General features: G+C 62.9%; 15 protein-coding genes. 7 read left to right on the plus strand and 8 right to left on the minus strand.

Going from position 1 to position 17,698, the window contains the following annotated elements:
- The first annotated feature begins 168 nt into the window (after positions 1 to 168).
- Positions 169 to 480: a PepSY domain-containing protein gene (locus tag CIW50_RS18075; RefSeq protein WP_149532604.1), complete on the plus strand. Its 312-nt coding sequence runs from the start codon at positions 169 to 171 to the stop codon at positions 478 to 480.
- A 15-nt stretch (positions 481 to 495) separates the two neighbouring features.
- Here the strand turns inward: CIW50_RS18075 and CIW50_RS18080 are convergent, their stop codons facing one another.
- Entirely contained in the window at positions 496 to 876 is a 381-nt protein-coding gene (locus CIW50_RS18080; protein ID WP_149532605.1) for a DUF930 domain-containing protein, read from the minus strand.
- A gap of 916 nt (positions 877 to 1,792) precedes the next feature.
- Here CIW50_RS18080 and CIW50_RS18085 point away from each other — a divergent pair.
- Complete coding sequence (locus CIW50_RS18085; RefSeq protein WP_149532606.1) at positions 1,793 to 2,179, plus strand: endonuclease domain-containing protein; 387 nt, start codon at positions 1,793 to 1,795, stop codon at positions 2,177 to 2,179.
- Between the two features lie 78 nt (positions 2,180 to 2,257).
- Here CIW50_RS18085 and CIW50_RS18090 read toward each other — a convergent pair whose 3' ends face one another.
- Complete coding sequence (locus CIW50_RS18090; RefSeq protein ID WP_149532845.1) at positions 2,258 to 3,715, minus strand: glutamate synthase subunit beta; 1,458 nt, start codon at positions 3,713 to 3,715, stop codon at positions 2,258 to 2,260.
- A 129-nt stretch (positions 3,716 to 3,844) separates the two neighbouring features.
- Positions 3,845 to 8,602, minus strand: coding sequence for a glutamate synthase large subunit (gene gltB, locus CIW50_RS18095; RefSeq protein ID WP_149532607.1), 4,758 nt, complete (start codon positions 8,600 to 8,602; stop codon positions 3,845 to 3,847).
- Between the two features lie 567 nt (positions 8,603 to 9,169).
- Between gltB and CIW50_RS18100 the strand changes: the two genes are divergently transcribed.
- Positions 9,170 to 10,003, plus strand: coding sequence for a hypothetical protein (locus CIW50_RS18100; RefSeq protein WP_149532608.1), 834 nt, complete (start codon positions 9,170 to 9,172; stop codon positions 10,001 to 10,003).
- Positions 10,004 to 10,071: 68 nt separating this feature from the next.
- Here the strand turns inward: CIW50_RS18100 and CIW50_RS18105 are convergent, their stop codons facing one another.
- Positions 10,072 to 11,067: a zinc-dependent alcohol dehydrogenase family protein gene (locus tag CIW50_RS18105; protein ID WP_149532609.1), complete on the minus strand. Its 996-nt coding sequence runs from the start codon at positions 11,065 to 11,067 to the stop codon at positions 10,072 to 10,074.
- Between the two features lie 104 nt (positions 11,068 to 11,171).
- Here CIW50_RS18105 and CIW50_RS18110 point away from each other — a divergent pair, with 104 nt between their 5' ends.
- Positions 11,172 to 12,023 carry a LysR family transcriptional regulator gene (locus CIW50_RS18110; protein WP_149532610.1) on the plus strand — a complete coding sequence of 284 codons (852 nt, stop codon included), beginning with the start codon at positions 11,172 to 11,174 and terminating at the stop codon, positions 12,021 to 12,023.
- Between the two features lie 80 nt (positions 12,024 to 12,103).
- Here the strand turns inward: CIW50_RS18110 and CIW50_RS18115 are convergent, their stop codons facing one another.
- Complete coding sequence (locus CIW50_RS18115) at positions 12,104 to 12,580, minus strand: Hsp20 family protein (protein WP_172980372.1); 477 nt, start codon at positions 12,578 to 12,580, stop codon at positions 12,104 to 12,106.
- Between the two features lie 198 nt (positions 12,581 to 12,778).
- On the opposite strand from CIW50_RS18115, the gene CIW50_RS18120 reads away from it, so the two are divergent.
- Entirely contained in the window at positions 12,779 to 13,726 is a 948-nt protein-coding gene (locus CIW50_RS18120) for an alpha/beta fold hydrolase (RefSeq protein WP_149532612.1), read from the plus strand.
- Between the two features lie 12 nt (positions 13,727 to 13,738).
- Positions 13,739 to 14,374, plus strand: coding sequence for a LysE family translocator (locus tag CIW50_RS18125; RefSeq protein ID WP_149532613.1), 636 nt, complete (start codon positions 13,739 to 13,741; stop codon positions 14,372 to 14,374).
- Here CIW50_RS18125 and CIW50_RS18130 read toward each other — a convergent pair whose 3' ends face one another.
- Complete coding sequence (locus CIW50_RS18130) at positions 14,375 to 15,127, minus strand: sulfite exporter TauE/SafE family protein (RefSeq protein WP_149532614.1); 753 nt, start codon at positions 15,125 to 15,127, stop codon at positions 14,375 to 14,377.
- A gap of 90 nt (positions 15,128 to 15,217) precedes the next feature.
- Here CIW50_RS18130 and CIW50_RS18135 point away from each other — a divergent pair, with 90 nt between their 5' ends.
- On the plus strand, positions 15,218 to 16,111 hold the full coding sequence (locus tag CIW50_RS18135) for a LysR family transcriptional regulator (protein ID WP_149532615.1): 894 nt from the start codon (positions 15,218 to 15,220) through the stop codon (positions 16,109 to 16,111).
- Between the two features lie 10 nt (positions 16,112 to 16,121).
- On the opposite strand, the gene hisN is transcribed toward CIW50_RS18135, so the two are convergent.
- A complete protein-coding gene (hisN, locus tag CIW50_RS18140) occupies positions 16,122 to 16,904 on the minus strand; it encodes a histidinol-phosphatase (protein ID WP_149532616.1) in 783 nt (260 codons plus the stop codon).
- 617 nt (positions 16,905 to 17,521) lie between these two features.
- Positions 17,522 to 17,686 carry a Flp family type IVb pilin gene (locus CIW50_RS18145; RefSeq protein WP_172980373.1) on the minus strand — a complete coding sequence of 55 codons (165 nt, stop codon included), beginning with the start codon at positions 17,684 to 17,686 and terminating at the stop codon, positions 17,522 to 17,524.
- Positions 17,687 to 17,698: the final 12 nt, after the last annotated feature.

Genomic DNA, 17,698 nt, shown 5'->3' on the forward strand with positions numbered 1-17,698 from the left:
ACCGCAATCGCTGGGTTCGCAGACCCGGGTTCCCGCTCGACATACTACCGGATTCGGGCCGCAAGCGGGCAGCCGCAATCCCGCCATCAAGCGCCGCCCGCCGTTAACGTCAAGCAAATCCCGGAACTTTTAGCGGCAGGGTGAACGGCGTCAGGCCGCAGCCAAGGCCTGTGCCGAACAAAGCGGCAATCCCGGAGTTGTCGTGATAAATCAGGGAGGTTTGCCACGAAGTCACCGCTACTCGCCGTTGCGCTCGTTTTCGCGCTGCCCTCATGGGCTTCCGCAGATACCCCCGGCAAGGACTGGATGACCGCACAGCAGGTCACCGAAAAGCTGCACAGCCTCGGCTATACCGAGGTCAGGGAGCTCGAGGCCGACGATGGCCATTGGGAAGCCGATGTCGTGAAGGACGGCCGGACCTTCGAGGTCCATGTCGATCCGCATAGCGGTGCGCTCACCAAGAACGAACCCAAGCACTGACGCCGGCAGACTCGTCTATTTCCAGAGCCCCAAGGACTGCCATTTGGCCTGCGGAATCGCCGCGCCCGTCTTGTAGGTGAAATCCAGCACCGTCTTGTGGTCCGGCGTCGCCTTGCAGGTGAAGGCGACCTGCATCCATTTGCCGCCTGCGCGATAGGCGCCGCCCTTGGCGATCATCGTATTGCCGAGATGCTGCGGCGGCATCAGCGCGTCGGATTTGGCGCGCTCGACGCGCGGGCCACCTTTGCTGATCCGGCGCATCGCCTCGAAGTCGCAGACCTGCTCCAGTCGGGTCTTGGGATCGAGCTTGCCGAGGGCCGCCATGAAGCGGGCATCGCTGGCATGGGCCTGCGGGACAAGCGCCACGAGGCCGAGCGGAAGAAGCAGGAATTTCATGCGGGAAGGGACAACACGTTTGGAAGGTAAGAGATCGGCGGGATGATACCGCTTAGCGTGTCCGGAGGTTGCTGGCTACCCACTCTGGGATGCGCTGCGCGGCCGGTCGCGCTGTGCGAGTCCCGGTCATGAATGGGTGCGACGCGCGCACGCGCCGTCTGTCCCGCGCCGCCGCGCAGGTTGGCCTTCCGGTGATCCCCCGCCTGAAGTGAGGGGGATAGAGCGCCGAAAGGCGCAACATTGTAGTTCGTAGCGCGTCCCGTTGGCTGCCTGCGACAGCGACCTTCGGTGCGCGCACGCCTTTCGGCGCTCCATCGCGGCGATTTCTGTCCAGAGGACCGTTCTTCCGGGCAAAGGCACGAACCCGCAGGTTCGTCATCCCGACGGTTTCCCGCCGTTCGCCAGTGCCACGTCCAGCCGCACGCTAGCGGCAGAGCCCCGTAGTGGGCCCGGACGGTGACCCCTGACCTCCCGAGTCCGTGCTTGCGAGGCACGTCCGCGGGCGCCGCACCCTGTCCCACCTCCAAAGACGCCCTCGAGAAGCGCCCCTCGTTGGACAGGGTTAGGAGAATATAAGCCTAGTTCGATGGGGTGTCAATCAGGGTGTTGAGATTGGATTGCTTTGCTCAGCGCGCTTGGGCCCCCCGGACCCCACTCCGCTGTGCTTGAGGGAGGGAGAAGAAGGTGCGCCAAATTAAGCGACCTTTCATTCGATGGGATCGGTGCAACGTCGATAAAAGTCATGTGAGACAACTACACTTTCTGATCCTTGCGGACTTCGCTAGAACATGTCGCCGGGTGCTTTCTTATCCCTCCCTCAAGCGCAGCGAAGCTGCGCGCAGTGGGGAGGGTGGCGCGGTGCGAGCGTTCAGCGAGCAACGTGACGGGTGGGGTGTTGCAACAAAGCGAGAACTGCGTGGCCAATTCGTTCGCGCGTGCACTCCGGAAAAACCTGACGCCGCAGGAGGTCAGGCTGTGGGTGAAGCTGCGCGAGCTGAAGCCGCTTGGCTTTCACTTTCGACGGCAGGCTCCGATCAAGCACATCATCGTGGACTTCGTGTCGTTTCGTGAGTGTCTGGTTATCGAAGTCGATGGCGGGCAGCATAATTTCGATGAGGCGGTGCGTCGGGATGAAGCGCGGGATGCGTTCTTGGGCGGCGAGGGATTTCGCGTGATGCGGTTCTGGAATTTCGAGGTGGATCGGAATCTAGACGGCGTGATGGAGTCGATAGTCGGAGCTCTGGGCTACCCCCACCCGGCCGGCCTTACGGCCGTCCACCCTCCCCACAAGGGGGAGGGATAAGAAAGGAGCCCCGACACTTTCGTGTCGAGGCCCTTGAAGATCGAAAACGCTAGAAACTTGGACTCAAACAGCCCGCTCTTACCTCGGCAGCGTCGTGGTCCCCATCAGCGCCTGATCGATGGCGCGGGCGCACAACCGGCCTTCGCGGATCGCCCAGACCACCAACGACTGGCCACGGCGCATGTCGCCGGCGGAGTACACTTTCGGCAGCGAGGTCGCGAAGTCGGTCGTTGGGGCGCGGACGTTGCCACGCTGGTCGAGTTCGACGCCGAGGGTCTTCAGCATGCCTTCGTGGACCGGATGGACGAAGCCCATCGCCAGCAGAACGAGATCGGCCTGCAGCGAGAACTCGCTGCCGGGGATCGGCTTGAACTTGTCGTCGACCTGCACGCAGTTCAGCTTGGTGACCTTGCCGTCGGCGCCTTCGAAGCTCTGGGTCAGCACGGCGAATTCGCGCTTGGCGCCTTCGGCCTGGCTCGACGAGGTCCGCATCTTCAGCGGCCAGTTCGGCCAGGTCAGGCCCTTGTTCTCCTGCTCGGGCGGAGCCGGCATGATTTCGAGCTGGGTCACCGACAGCGCGCCCTGACGCAGCGAGGTGCCGATGCAATCGGAGCCGGTGTCGCCGCCGCCAATGACGACGACATGCTTGCCGCCGGCCAGGATCTCCTTGACGTCGCCGAGCGGCTCGTTGCCGACGCGACGGTTTTGTTGCGGCAGGAAGTCCATCGCGAAATGGATGCCATCGAATTCGCGGCCGGGGATCGGCAGGTCGCGACCGTGCTCGGCGCCGCCGGTCAGCGCGATGGCTTCATAGTCCTTCAGCAGTTCGGCGGGATCGATCGCGCCGGGGGAGGTGCCGCCGACGGCCTTGCCATAATGGAAGGTGACGCCTTCGCCTTCCATCTGCGCGACGCGCCGGTCGATGACGTGCTTCTCCATCTTGAAGTCGGGAATGCCGTAACGCATCAAGCCGCCGGCCTTGGCGAATTTCTCATAGACATGGACGTCGTGTCCGGCGCGCGCGAGCTGCTGCGCGCAGGCCATGCCGGCCGGGCCGGCGCCGATCACGGCGACCTTGCGGCCGGTCTTCACGGCGGAGACTTGCGGCTTCAGCCAGCCATTGTCCCATGCCTTGTCGACGATGGCGCACTCGATGGTCTTGATGGTGACCGGGTTGTCATCGATGTTCAGCGTGCATGAGGCTTCGCACGGCGCCGGGCAGATGCGGCCGGTGAATTCCGGGAAGTTGTTGGTGGAGTGCAGGTTGCGCGAGGCTTCTTCCCAGTTGCCGGTATAGACGAGGTCGTTCCAGTCCGGGATCTGGTTGTTGACCGGGCAGCCGGGCGTGCCGGGCTGAACCGAGCCGGTGCCGTGGCAATAGGGAATGCCGCAATTCATGCAGCGCGCGGCCTGGTCGCGGGTGTCTTTCTCGCTGAGCGGAATGACGAACTCGTTATAGCCCTTCAAACGCTCGGTAACCGGCGTGTACTTGCGGTCGTGACGATCGATTTCCAGAAAACCCGTGATCTTGCCCATTACAACTGACGCCTCTGCAGTCTGTCCCACCGTCATCCCGAGCGTTACGCATTGGCGCGCCTCGAAGGATGATTTGCTTGTTTCGATCTCAGTCCCGCCGCCCTTTTGGGCGGCGGTTCAGTCCGTGTCCTAGGCGCCGATCGCGATCTGCGGTTCGGCTTCGGCATTTTTCGCTTTCAACTCGCGCAGTGCGCGGCGGTATTCGACCGGCATCACCTTGCGGAATTTCGGCAGCCAGGTTTTCCAGTCTGCGAGGATCATCGCAGCCTTGGCCGAGCCGGCATATTTCGCGTGGCGCGTGATCAGCACATGCAGGCGCTCGATGTCGCTATCGAGCAGGTTGGCGAATACGTCGACTTTGCCGTGGGCTTCGAGATCGCCGGAGTGGTGATAGGTGTTCTCGGCGATCATCTCTTCCGAGAGGACCGGTTCGAGTTCGACCATCGCCATGTTGCAAAGCTTCGGGAAGTCGCCGGTTTCGTCGAGCACGTAAGCCACGCCGCCGGACATGCCGGCCGCGAAGTTACGGCCGGTCTTGCCGAGCACCACGACGATGCCGCCGGTCATGTATTCGCAGCAGTGATCGCCGGCGCCTTCGACGACGGCCACGGCACCGGAGTTACGTACGGCGAAACGCTCGCCGGCGACGCCACGGAAGTAGCATTCGCCCTCGATCGCGCCATACATCACGGTGTTGCCGACGATGATCGACTCTTCCGGAACGATGGCGGAGTGCGCCGGCGGGCGGACGATGATCTTGCCGCCCGAGAGGCCCTTGCCGACATAGTCGTTGCCTTCGCCTTCGAGATCGAAGGTGATGCCCTTGCACAGCCAGGCGCCGAAGGCCTGACCGGCGGTGCCTTTCAGCGACACCTTGATGGTGTCGTCGGGCAGGCCGGCATGGCCGTAGATCTTGGCCACCGCGCCCGCCAGCATGGCGCCGGCCGAACGGTTGGTGCTGTTGATCTTGGTGTCGATCTTCACCGGCGCGCCGCGGTCGAGTGCGGGCTGCGCCTGCTTGATCAACTCGCGATCGAGCACGGCTTCCAGGTGATGGTCCTGATCCTCGGTGTGATAGATCTTCTGGCCGGGCAGTTCGGGCTGGCGCACGAACAGCTTGGAGAAGTCGAGACCCTTGGCCTTCCAGTGTGACACGAGCGCCGACTGGTCGAGCATCTGCACCTGGCCGACCATCTCGTCGAAGTTGCGATAGCCGAGCTGGGCCATGATCTCGCGGACTTCCTCGGCGACGAAGAAGAAGTAGTTGATCACGTGCTCGGGCTGGCCGGTGAAGCGCTTCCGCAGCACCGGGTCTTGCGTCGCGACGCCGACCGGGCAGGTGTTGAGATGGCACTTGCGCATCATGATGCAGCCGGCGGCAATCAAAGGCGCGGTGGCGAAGCCGAATTCGTCGGCACCCAGAAGTGCGCCGATGACGACGTCACGGCCGGTGCGGAAGCCGCCATCGACCTGAACGATGATGCGGCTACGCAGCCGTTCACGCACGAGCGTCTGGTGGGTTTCGGCGAGGCCGATTTCCCATGGCGAACCCGCATGCTTGATCGAGGTCAGCGGCGACGCGCCGGTGCCGCCTTCGAAGCCGGCGATGGTCACATGGTCGGCGCGTGCCTTGGCAACGCCCGCGGCAACCGTGCCGACGCCGATTTCCGACACCAGCTTGACCGAGACCTGGCCCGTCGGATTGACGTTCTTGAGGTCGTAGATCAGCTGCGCGATGTCTTCGATCGAATAGATGTCATGATGCGGCGGTGGCGAGATCAGGCCAACACCGGGCGTCGAGTGGCGCACGGCGGCAATCGTCGCGTCGACCTTGTGGCCGGGCAACTGACCGCCTTCCCCGGGCTTCGCGCCCTGCGCCATCTTGATCTGCATCATGTCGGAATTGACGAGATATTCCGTGGTGACGCCAAAACGTCCCGACGCGACCTGCTTGATCGCCGAACGCATGCTGTCGCCATTCGGCATCGGCTTGTAGCGATCCGACTCTTCGCCGCCTTCGCCGGTGTTCGACTTGCCGCCGATCCGGTTCATGGCGATGGCCAGCGTCGTATGCGCCTCGCGCGAGATCGAGCCGTAGGACATCGCGCCAGTCGCAAAGCGCTTGACGATGTCAGCGGCGGATTCGACCTGGTCGAGCGGCACGGGCTTGCGCTTCTCGTCTTCGGCCGTCTTGATCTTGAACAGGCCGCGCAGCGTCAGCAGACGCTCGGACTGTTCGTTGAGGATCTTGGCGAAGGCGCGATAACGATCCTGCGAGTTGCCGCGCACGGCATGCTGCAGCAGCGATACCGACTCGGCGTTCCAGGCGTGGTCTTCGCCGCGGCTGCGATAGGCGTATTCGCCGCCGACATCGAGGGCGGTCTTGTAGATCTCGATCTCACCGAACGCCTCGTTGTGGCGACGCACGGTCTCCTCGGCGATTTCGGCGAGGCCGACACCCTCGATCTTGGTGTGGGTGCCGGTGAAGTACTTGGTGACGAATTCCTGACGCAGGCCGACGGCGTCGAAGATCTGCGCGCCGCAATAGGACTGGTAGGTCGAGATGCCCATCTTCGACATGACCTTGAGCAGGCCCTTGCCGATCGACTTGATGAAACGCTTGACGATTTCGTAGTCGTCGAGCTGCACCGGCAGCCGGTCCTTCATCGCGATGATGGATTCGAAGGCCAGATACGGGTTGATCGCTTCCGCGCCATAGCCGGCGAGGCAGGCGAAGTGATGCACTTCGCGCGGTTCGCCGGATTCGACGACCAGGCCCACTGACGTGCGCAGGCCGGTACGGATCAGGTGGTGATGCACCGAGGCGCAGGCCAGCAGCGACGGGATCGGAATGCGATCCGAGCCCGCCATGCGGTCGGACAGGATGATGATGTTGACGCCTTCACGCACCGCAGCTTCCGCGCGGGCGCAGAGTTCGTCCAGCACCTGCTCCATGCCCGCCGCGCCGAAACCGGCATGGAAGGTGGTGTCGAGGGTGCGCGAGACGAAGTGCGACTCGGCGACGTCGGTGATCGAGCGGATCTTTTCGAGATCCTGGTCGGTGAGGATCGGCTGACGGACTTCAAGGCGCTTGGTGGTGGCGACGCCCTGCAGGTCGAACAGGTTCGGCCGCGGTCCGATAATCGAGACGAGGCTCATGACGAGCTCTTCGCGGATCGGGTCGATCGGCGGGTTGGTGACCTGCGCGAAGTTCTGCTTGAAGTAGGTGAACAGCGGCTTCGGCTTGCTCGACAGCGCCGAGATCGGCGTGTCGGTACCCATGGAGCCCGACGCCTCCTCGCCCTGCGACGCCATCGGCGTCAGCAGGATGGTGACGTCCTCCTGAGTGTAGCCGAAGGCCTGCTGGCGATCGAGCAGCGGCAGGTTGGAACGCTGGCCCTTGGCGAGCGCGTCCGGGAGTTCTTCCAGAACGATCTGGGTGTGTTCGAGCCAGTCACGATACGGATGGCTGGCAGCCAGCGTTGCCTTGATCTCGTCGTCAGGGATCAGACGGCCCTGGACGAGGTCGACCAGCAGCATCTTGCCAGGCTGCAGACGCCACTTGGTGATGATGTCTTCTTCCGGAATCGCCAGCACGCCCATTTCGGACGCCATCACGATGCGGTCGTCCTTGGTGACGAGATAACGTGCGGGGCGCAGACCATTACGGTCCAGCGTCGCGCCGATCTGGCGACCGTCGGTGAAAGCGAGCGCAGCGGGACCGTCCCATGGCTCCATCATCGCGGCGTGATATTCGTAGAAGGCGCGGCGCTGCTCATCCATCAGGGGATTGCCGGCCCAGGCTTCCGGAATCATCATCATCACGGCGTGGGGCAGCGAGTAGCCACCCTGCACCAGGAATTCGAGCGCGTTGTCGAAGCAGGCGGTGTCCGACTGGCCTTCATAGGAGATCGGCCACAGACGGCTGATGTCCTTGCCGTACAGCTCGGATTCGATAGAGGCCTGACGCGCCGCCATCCAGTTGACGTTGCCGCGCAGCGTGTTGATTTCGCCGTTATGCGCGACCATGCGGTAGGGATGCGCCAGCGACCAGGTCGGGAAGGTGTTGGTCGAGAAGCGCTGATGCACCAGCGCCAGCGCGCTTTCGAAATCCTCTTCGTGCAGGTCGGCATAGTAGCTGCCGAGCTGATCGGCGAGGAACATGCCCTTATAGATGATCGTGCGGCACGACATCGAGCACGGATAGTAGCCGGCAAGGCCGCGGTCGCGGCGCTGATAGATCGCCTGCGAGATCGACTTGCGGAGAATATAGAGCCGGCGCTCGAACTCGTCTTCATCGGCGATCTTGGCTTTGCCGATGCCGATGAAGACCTGCATATTGGCAGGCTCGGTCGGCTTCACGCTCTCGCCGAGCGAGGAATTGTCGGTCGGCACATTGCGCCAACCGAGCAGCTTCAGGCCTTCGGCCTTGATCTGGTCGGCGATGATGCCCTTGATGACCTGACGCCAGGCGTTGTCGCGCGGCATGAACAGCGCGCCGATGGCGTATTGGCCGGGCGCGGGCAGGCTGAAGCCGAGTTCCGCAGTCTTGCGGACGAAGAACTTATGCGGGATCTGCACCAGAATACCGGCGCCGTCGCCGAAACGCGGATCTGCGCCGGTGGCGCCGCGGTGCTCAAGGTTGCAGAGGATGCTGATCGCGTCAGACACGATCTGATGCGACTTGTGGCCTTTGATATTCGCGATGAAGCCGACGCCGCAGGCGTCCTTTTCCTGCGACGGGTCGTAGAGGCCCAGCGCCGGTGGACGGTAAGTGTGCAATTCCGGTTTGATGGCGGTGTCTTTCACGTGAGCCGATTTGATAGCCGGGGCCGCCGAATGCGTGCCGGTTTCGATCAATTGGCGCTCGTGCTCTGATCCGCTCATCTTTGTCCTCTCAACCCCAACCGGGGTTCTGCCACCCTTGTCGGCGCACTTTTGGCGCAAGCGGAACCCTTAAGGGTCACCGCTCGCGCATAGCGCGCCTCGATTTCAGAATTCAGACTGGTAGTGCCCGTCGTCCCCGGCGGTCGCCCCATGTCTTGCCTATAAGGATCCTGCCTTATTCGGCTCTCGTCGTAGCAGGCGTGTTTTTAGTCGCGACGCCTGCTTATGTTGCAAACCCCGTGCCGGATTTGCCACCAAAAATTGCGACAGTGATGCTGTCCTAACCAGGACTTTGCCAAATTTTTATCTAGCACACAAGCGCGTGTGAGTCCGTCGTCGCATGGCAACAACGCATGCCAAATCGTCCATGCCGCGAAGACACATTCGGGCGGGTGGTGCCGTGATCCGGCCCAAGGCCGGCCCAAGGGCTGCCGGATTCAGCGGTGAGGTTGCGCACCGTCCGTTAACGCCTGTGGCAGCGGTGGTTGCTGCAGCGGCGCGGATGAGAGCGTGAGGTTCCAGGAGACTGGACACACTCCGGGCGCGGGGGCGTCGAAGGAGCATGCAATGAAGGTAGTTATGGGATGTCTGGCCTCGGCCGGTCTGTTGCTGGCGAGCGGTGTCGCTCAGGCGCAAGCGTTGCCGCCGATGCGCGGCGACGTTGCCCCTCCGGTGCGTGTATCGGATGTCGGCGGTCCCTATGCGGCCATGCCGCCGGTGGAATATGCGGAGCCGCGCCCCTATGGCGTCTTGCGCCGTGGCTATGATCTAGCGGTGCTGCCGCTGCGCGAGGTCTATTCGATCCTGCGCGAGGCCGGCTTCTCGGCGCTCGGCATGCCGCAGCAGCGCGGCCTCATCTACACGGTCGCAGCGATCGACCTCGACGGCGAGGACGGCCGGCTGGTGATCGATGCCCGCAGCGGGCGCATCCTGCGCTTCATTCCGGCCTATCGCATGGGTGACCGGATGAGTGAGGAGATCGACACGCGCTACGGCCCGCAAGGCGCAGTGCCGACCCTGCCGCAATATCGCCGCCCGCCGTTTACGGCCGGGACGGCTACACCCGCGCCGAAAGTCGCCAGCCGCACGACGACAGTGCCGTTGCCGAAGCGACCACCGGTGCGCGCGGTTGCGGCACCGGCCAAGCCTGTCACTCCGGCCGAGACCAAGCCGGTCGCAGTCACACCTGAAACGCCGCCGGCCGCAGCGCCCGTGCAGCAATCGGCCGTGACTGAGCAGAAGCCGGCTGAGACGAAGGCGCCGGAAACGACAGGGACTGCTCCGGCAACACCCGAGAAGAAGGATGCTGTTGCTCCGACAGTTGCTGCGCCCGCGACAGAAGCAAAGCCTGCGACACCGGCGGCTGCGGAAACGCCGCCGCCTGCCCAAGGGCTGGAATAATTATACGATATTGACCGACCCCTTCCCGAGCTACGTGATGTCGCAGCTCGGGAAGGGGCGGCGCCGTTTTACATCTCGATAACAATCTTGCCGGCCGCGGCTTGTGTGCGCAGAGCGTCATGCGCTTCGTTGACGTCGGCGAATGTAAAGTGCCGGCTATCGAGCTTCGGTACGAGCTTGCCGGCCTCCGCCAGCTTCGTTGCCATACGCAGGATCTCCCCGTGATGAGCGCGACCTTCACCGGTCAACAACGGCAGCAGCGTGAATACGCCGGAATATGACGCGGCACGAAACGACAGCGGTGCCAGCGCATGCGTGCCCCAGCCAAGTGCGCTGACCACATGCCCGAAGCGCGTGACAGCGTTGAACGAGGCATCCAGCACAGCGCCGCCCACGGTGTCATAGATAACGTCGAAGCCACGGCCAGCCGTATGGGCTGCGACATAGTCGGCAACCGATGTGCTGCTGTAGTCGATGAAGCGTGCGCCACGACTTTCGATATATGCTCTGTCCTTGGCTGCTCCGGTCGCAAATACATCTGCGCCCAAGGCCCGTCCGATCTGGATGGCCATCTGGCCGACACCACCGGCGCCGCCATGGACGAGCAGCTTTTGTCCGGCGCGAAGAGTTGCGCGATCCACCAGGCCTTCCCATGCGGTGATGAATACCAACGGCAATGCCGCAGCTTCGCGCATCGACAGCCTGCTCGGCTTTAACGCCAACAGGTGGGCATCGGCCGCAATGAATTCCGCCAGCGTGCCCTGATGTCCGCCGACGCCACCGGTCATGCCATAGACTTCATCGCCAATGCTGAACTGCGTGACGCCGGGGCCCAGCTCTTCGACGATCCCGGCCATGTCGATACCGAGGATGGCCGGGAACGGATGGCGCGCATGCGCCGCTTCGCCCTTGGCAATCTTGAGGTCGAGCGGATTGACGGCGCTCGCCTTGATCCGCACGAGCACCTGTCCCGCTACCGGGCGAGGACGGGGAATGTCTGTGAGCTGCAGCGGCGCGCCTGCTTTGTCCAGAATGGCTGCCTTCATTGTGTTTGGTGATGTCATCGTAGTGCCCTTTCGTTTCTGGTCATTAGATGGGCGTGTTAGAGCTTGCAGGAAATCGACAAGGCTGCACGGCCTCCAAACAGAATTGAACGAGCGATCGTGTGATGGAATGGAGCGACATCAGGGTCTTTCTGGCGATTGCGCGTGAGGGCACGCTCGCCGGCGCGGCCCAGAAGCTGGGCCAAAGCCAGCCCACTATGGGGCGCCGCCTGCGTGCGCTCGAACAGGCGGTCGGCCAGACGCTGTTTCAACGGACCGGTGATGGATTCGTGCTGACGGATGAAGGCGAGGCCGTGCTGGCTCATGCCGAGCGTATCGAGGAAGCGGCATTGGCGTTTCAACGCCGGCTCGATGGCAGCGATGGAGCCCTCGAGGGCTTGCTTCGCGTATCGTCATCCGACTGGTTCGGCGCGCATTTGCTGGCGCCGGTGTTTGCCGAATTCGCGCAGATGCATCCCGGTGTCGTCATCGAACTGCTGACCAGCCAGACGCGTTTCAGCCTGCCGCGGCGCGAGGCCGATCTGGTGTTCCGCATCAGGCCTTTCGACGAGCCTGAAGTGATCGCGAGGCGGCTGATGACAATCCCCTATGGCGTCTATCTGAAATCGGATCTGTCGGCGCCCAAATCGGGCGACGGGGTCGGTACCGCGCTGATCACGATGGATACGAATTTCGTCGGGATGCCTGACGCGGTCTGGCTGCGCAGAGTGCTGCCGAATGCCCACGTCGTGTCCCGCAGCAATAATCGCGATGTTCAGGCGCGGATGTGCATTGCCGGTGCCGGGGTCGCCGTGCTCCCGCGGCCGCTCGGTGATGCTCTGACCGGTGTGACCCGGATTGATCTCGGCGAAGCGCCGCCCAGCCGCGATACCTGGGTCGGCTATCACCGCGACCTCAAGAAGCTGGCCCGCCTCCGCACGCTGCTGGATCTGGTGGTGGAGCGACTGGGGAACTAGGCACCACAAAAAAGAAGCGCCCCGGTTTCCCGGAGCGCTTCGGACGCAGTCACATCTACAACTTCAGTTTAAAGTCGCAGTTACGCGGCGACTTTCTCGGCCGAGCCGTCGACCACCTGCGGCGCGCTCACGGCGCTGGTGGAAATCGGAATGCTGCGCGGTTTCTTGGCTTCCGGGATCTCACGGACGAGGTCCACATGAAGCAGGCCGTTCTCAAGCGAGGCGTTCTTCACCTGTACGAAATCGGCAAGCTGGAAGGCGCGTTCGAAAGCGCGTGCGGCGATGCCACGATAGAGCACTTCGGCCTTGCTGCCGTTCTCGTTGGCGGCTTTCTCGCCCTTGATCGTCAGCGTGTTTTCTTTCGCGACGATGGAGAGCTCGTTCTGCGCAAAGCCGGAAACGGCGACGCTGATACGGTATTCGTTCTCGCCGGTGCGCTCGATATTATAGGGCGGATAGCCCGGCGCTGCGTCACTTGTGCTCTGATCGAGCAGACTGAACAGGCGGTCGAAACCGACGGTGGAACGATAAAACGGGGTCAGATCGTAGGTACGCATAGGGTAGTCCTCCATTGAGCGACTGTTGCAATAACCCGCCCGCCATAGGGGCCGGGCTTTCGTGTCATGCAGCCTAGAGAGGCCTGCATGAAGCTGATATGGGAGGGGTCTGCCGGCTCGCAAGGGGGGCCGAAAGATTCGCGCCGACCTGTCTTCCGCCCTTGAAATCCCGCGTTTTTCGCCTAACCGGTCCCCGCCATGACGCTCGTCTCCATTCCCGCCAACCCCGTTCCCGAGGGTGCCGTGTCCGGCACCATCAAGACGCCGGACGGCATTGACCTGCGCTTTGCACGCTGGGCACCGACGACCGGGCGCAAGGGCACGGTCTGCGTCTTCGCCGGGCGCGGCGAATATATCGAGAAGTATTTCGAGACCGTACGCGATCTGCGCGACCGCGGCTTTGCGGTGGCGATGATCGACTGGCGCGGGCAGGGCCATTCGTCGCGGCAGTTGCGCGATGGCCGCAAGGGTTATGTGCGCAATTTCTCCGATTTCGAGATCGACGTCGAAGCCTTCGTGCAGCAGGTGGTGATGCCGGATTGCCCGCCGCCATACTTTGCGCTGGCGCATTCGATGGGCGGCGCGGTGATGCTGCGTGTGGCGCATTCCGGCAAGCGCTGGTTCGACCGCATGGTGCTGTCGGCGCCGATGATCGATCTGCCCGGCCGTGCGACCTCGCTGCCGGCCCGCCTGCTGCTGCGCGTCATGCGCTGGACCGGGCAGGGCAGCAACTATATTCCCGGCGGCAATGGCGAACTGGTCGGGACCTCGTCATTCCCCAACAACAAGCTGACCAGCGATCCCGTACGCTATGCGCGCAATGCGGCGATCCTCGAGGAAGATCCGACGCTCGGCATCGGCTCGCCGACGGTGGCCTGGGCCGATACGGCGATCCGCGGCATGCACGGCTTTCGTGGGGCCAGCTATCCCGTGAAGATCCGCCAGCCGATCCTGATGCTGGCTGCCAGCAACGACCAGGTCGTGTCGACGCCGGCCATCGAGGAATTCGCCTATCACCTGCGTGCTGGCTCGCATCTGGTGATCGCCGGCTCCCGCCACGAAATCCTGCAGGAGCAGGATCGCTACCGGCAGCAATTCTGGGCGGCGTTCGATGCGTTCGTGCCGGGCACGCCTCTGTTCAAATAACGAAAGCCTCTCATGCTCGGCATCCACGGCCTTTGGCTCTTCATCCTCTCCGGCATCCTGCTCAACGTCACGCCGGGACCGGACACCGCCTATATCGTCGGGCGCAGCGTGCAGATGGGGTGGCGCGGCGGCGTGGCGGCGGCTTTGGGGATCAGTGCGGGATGTCTGGTCCACGTGTTCGCCGCCGCAGTCGGACTGTCGGCGTTGCTGGCGGCATCGTCCTACGCCTTCACCGCGGTGAAATGGATCGGCGCGGCCTACCTGCTCTACACCGGCGTCCAGATGCTGCGCTCGCGGCCGTCAGTGGCGACGGATGACGTTGCCGAAAGGCCGCCGCTGTCGCTGCGACAGGTGTTCTGGCAGGGCGCGTTCACGAACGCGCTGAACCCGAAAGTGGCGCTGTTCTTTCTGGCTTTCCTGCCGCAATTCGTCGACGTGGATGCACCCAGCAAGGCGCTGGCCTTCATCGTGCTTGGGCTGATCTTCATCAGCACGGGCACCATCTGGGGGCTCGGCACGGCTATTGTCGCGGCCAAGGCCGCCAGCCGCGTGCGGCAATCCAGTCAGGCAATGGTCTGGATCAATCGCGCGCTCGGCGGCGTGTTCATCTATCTCGGCATCCGCGTGGCGATGCTGGAAACGCGCTAGTTACTTCAGCACCGCGAAGGTGGCGGTGACGGCAAGATAGATCCCGAGCAGCAGCATGGCGATCAGGAACCAGCGGCGGAACTGCTCGGGCTCCATGCGGTCGCGCACCGCCTGGCCGATGAACATGCCGGCAAAGGCGGTGATCATTGCCACGATGCCGGGCACCGCCGTCGCGGCCGTGAGCAGGCCGGCGCTGGTGAGGTTGAACGCCTGGGCCATCGTGGCGACCGTGAAATAGAGCCCGAGCGCCTGCACCAGCTCGTTCTTCTCCATGCCGATCGACTGCATGAATGGCATCGAGGGAATGACCTGCACGCCTGTAGCTGCGGAGACGACGCCGGTCAGCGCACCGGCAATGCCACCGACCCATTTTTCGTTTTGCGGCGCGGTCTTGAACTGGAATTTCACCAGCGTGACCACGGCATAGATCACCAGCAGCACGCCGAGGACGATCGAGCCGTATTTGGCATAGGGCCCGGTCATCAGGCTGCCGCAGAGCCAGATGGCGATCGCGGTGCCGAGCAGCAGCGGCCACAGCCGGCGGATGATGTCGCGCAGATAGGGACCGGCGAAAGTCTGCCAGATATTGGTGACGATGGCGGGCACGATGACGATGGTCAGCGCCTGCACCGGACTCATGGTCACCGCGAGCAAGCCTATCGAGACAGTGGGCAGGCCGAGGCCGATGACGCCTTTGACGAAGCCTGCGAGCGCAAACACCGCGGCAATGAGAATGAGCATGGAATCGATCATGGTGCGACACATTGACCGATCCAGCAGGGCGGCACAATGTGGAGGTTACGGAGAGTGCCTTCGGTTATAACGAAGGCTGGAGGGCCGAGCATGCATGCCGATATGGTCGATCTCAAACTCTTTGCGGCGGTCGCCGAGGCGCGCAGCATTACCGGCGGCGCAAATGCGGCCAATCTGGCGCTGGCCTCGGCAAGCGCCCGGATCAAGGGCCTGGAAGCGACGGTCGGTGTGCCACTGCTGAAACGGGGGCGACGCGGGGTCACGCTGACGACCGCCGGCGAAAGTCTGCTCGGCCATGCCCGCATCATCATGCAGAATGTCGAGACCATGCGCGGTGACATGGCGGCCTATGCCAATGGCATGAAGGCCAGCGTGTCGATGCTGGCCAATACGGTGGGTCTGTCCGAACATCTACCGAAGGCGCTGGCGAGTTTCCTGCGCGAGCACCCCAATGTCAGCCTTGAGGTCGAGGAGCGCGAAAGCGCCGATATCGCGCAAGCGATTGCCGCCGGCATCGCCGATCTCGGCTTCGCGGCCGAGCATACGCTGCCGGACAGTCTCGAACGCTTCACCTTCAACGAAGACCGCCTGATGCTGGTGACAGCGCCGCGCAGCGATCTTGCCGGCCGGCGTCACATCGATTTCCATGAGATCATTGATCGCGACTTTGTCGGGCTGACCAACGCGACGGCGCTGCAAAACCACATCGGGAAATATGCGGCGCAACTCGGCGCACGGCTGCGCTATCGGGCACAGATGCGAGATTTCGATGCGATGTGCCAGATGGCGGCGGCGGGCGTCGGCATTGCGATCGTGCCGGAAGTCGCGGCCCGGCGCTGCGCACGATCGACCGCGCTGGCGCTGATCCGGATTCGCGACCCCTGGGCGAACCGCAAGCTTGCGATCTGCTTTCGCAGCCTGAAGACGTTGTCGCGGCCCGCGCAGCAGATGATTGAGCATCTGCGGGCTGCTGCGCGAGCTTAGCAGTGTCCGATCAGGCGTTCAGGATCTTCAGCGCCGCCTCGTGCACGCGCGGATCGCCGGCGGCGACGATGCGGCCGCCGCTTTGTGCGGGCTTGCCCTCCCAGGTGGTGACCACGCCGCCGGCACCGGTGATAATCGGGATCAGCGCCGCGATGTCGTAGGGCTTCAGCTCGGTCTCGATGACGAGATCGAGATGGCCAGCGGCGAGCATGCAATACGAGTAGCAATCGCCGCCGTAGCGCGTCAGTCGCACGCCTTTTTCGACGTCCTGAAATTTCGCACGATCGGCATCGCCCATCAGCCGCGGGCTGGTGGTGAACAGCGTGGCATCTTTCAGCGATGCGCAGCGCCGCACGGCCAGCTTGCGGGTGGTGTTGTTGGCGCCTTGATAGCGCGCTGAGCCGCTGTCGCCGCTGAAACGCTCACCGATATAGGGCTGGTGCATCATGCCATAGACGGGCGTGCCCTTGTGCAGGAGTGCGATGAGCGTGCCCCAGATCGGAAAGCCGGAGATGAAGGATTTGGTGCCGTCGATCGGGTCGAGCACCCAGACATATTCGGCGTCTTCGCGCTCGGTGCCGAATTCCTCGCCGACAATGCCGTGCTGCGGGAAGTTTGCCTTGATCAGTCGGCGCATCACCGCTTCGGCCGCGCGATCGGCTTCCGTGACGGGGTCAAAATCGGCGCTATTCTTGTTGTCGACACTCAGCGAAGTGCGAAAGAACGGCAAGATGGTCTCGCCCGACGAGGTCGCAAGGCGACCAATGAAGGCGTTGAAGTCAATGACCGTCACGGAGAGGTCCTTTGTTGCGGCGGCTAGATAGGGACGCGTCGCTTCCTATACAGGGCGGAAGAACAACCCGCATCTCCGCTGATCTAAATCCCTCAGCGATTCCCCCAAACCATCGCGCTGAATCGGATTGCGATTTCCCTAAGATTTCTGATGTCTGACATCAGAAATTGGCAAATGGAATGAATTTTTATTCATCTCTTTAATAGGTCAAGACTACTGTCGTTTATGTAATATATTGATATCGCTTATAAAAATTATGACGCCTATGCCTGAATGATGCGATCACCATGCGAAAATTGCATGGAAATTTGCCCGAAAAGCCTTGCACTTGGTGCGTCGCGGCTGCATATTGTTGCGGTGCGGTAGCGCTTGCGCTATCGCTGCCCTCCTTGGGCGTTTCCTCCCTAGACTTGGGCCGCTTGCTATCGCAAGCGGCCCTTTTTTCTTGTCCGAGGAGTTTTGCATCAAGCGGGCCGACGTGGTCGCTGGCGATTGTCTTGTGTCGCCTGGCCTGTTCGTCGTCTGGCACCCCGACAGCCTCGGGCCCATTGCGACGTCAGTCATCAAGCAAGACTTAGTCGGCTGAGAACCTCAAGCCGCTGTCCACGTCGTGGAGGTTACTTCAGCGACGTATTGATGTCGGTGAACTTGGTATTGAGGGTGGTGCCGAGGCCGTTGACGACCGCAATGATCGCCAGCGAGATTCCGGCGGCGATCAGCCCGTATTCGATCGCAGTCGCTCCCGATTCGTCCGACCAGAATTTCCTGATCATGTTCTTCATGTTCTCTCCTGC

It is taken from the genome of Tardiphaga sp. P9-11, from assembly GCF_008329525.1.
GTDB lineage: Bacteria > Pseudomonadota > Alphaproteobacteria > Rhizobiales > Xanthobacteraceae > Tardiphaga.

Bases quoted from the DNA above. Each gene is read 5' to 3' on its own strand.
- CIW50_RS18130 (WP_149532614.1), bottom strand. From the start codon at position 15,127: ATGATCGATTCCATGCTCATTCTCATTGCCGCGGTGTTTGCGCTCGCA.
- CIW50_RS18090 (WP_149532845.1), bottom strand. From the start codon at position 3,715: ATGGGCAAGATCACGGGTTTTCTGGAAATCGATCGTCACGACCGCAAG.
- CIW50_RS18105 (WP_149532609.1), bottom strand. From the start codon at position 11,067: ATGACATCACCAAACACAATGAAGGCAGCCATTCTGGACAAAGCAGGC.
- CIW50_RS18135 (WP_149532615.1), top strand. From the start codon at position 15,218: ATGCATGCCGATATGGTCGATCTCAAACTCTTTGCGGCGGTCGCCGAG.
- CIW50_RS18120 (WP_149532612.1), top strand. From the start codon at position 12,779: ATGACGCTCGTCTCCATTCCCGCCAACCCCGTTCCCGAGGGTGCCGTG.
- CIW50_RS18110 (WP_149532610.1), top strand. From the start codon at position 11,172: ATGGAATGGAGCGACATCAGGGTCTTTCTGGCGATTGCGCGTGAGGGC.
- CIW50_RS18080 (WP_149532605.1), bottom strand. From the start codon at position 876: ATGAAATTCCTGCTTCTTCCGCTCGGCCTCGTGGCGCTTGTCCCGCAG.
- CIW50_RS18100 (WP_149532608.1), top strand. From the start codon at position 9,170: ATGAAGGTAGTTATGGGATGTCTGGCCTCGGCCGGTCTGTTGCTGGCG.
- CIW50_RS18125 (WP_149532613.1), top strand. From the start codon at position 13,739: ATGCTCGGCATCCACGGCCTTTGGCTCTTCATCCTCTCCGGCATCCTG.
- CIW50_RS18145 (WP_172980373.1), bottom strand. From the start codon at position 17,686: ATGAAGAACATGATCAGGAAATTCTGGTCGGACGAATCGGGAGCGACT.
- gltB (WP_149532607.1), bottom strand. From the start codon at position 8,602: ATGAGCGGATCAGAGCACGAGCGCCAATTGATCGAAACCGGCACGCAT.
- CIW50_RS18115 (WP_172980372.1), bottom strand. From the start codon at position 12,580: ATGCGTACCTACGATCTGACCCCGTTTTATCGTTCCACCGTCGGTTTC.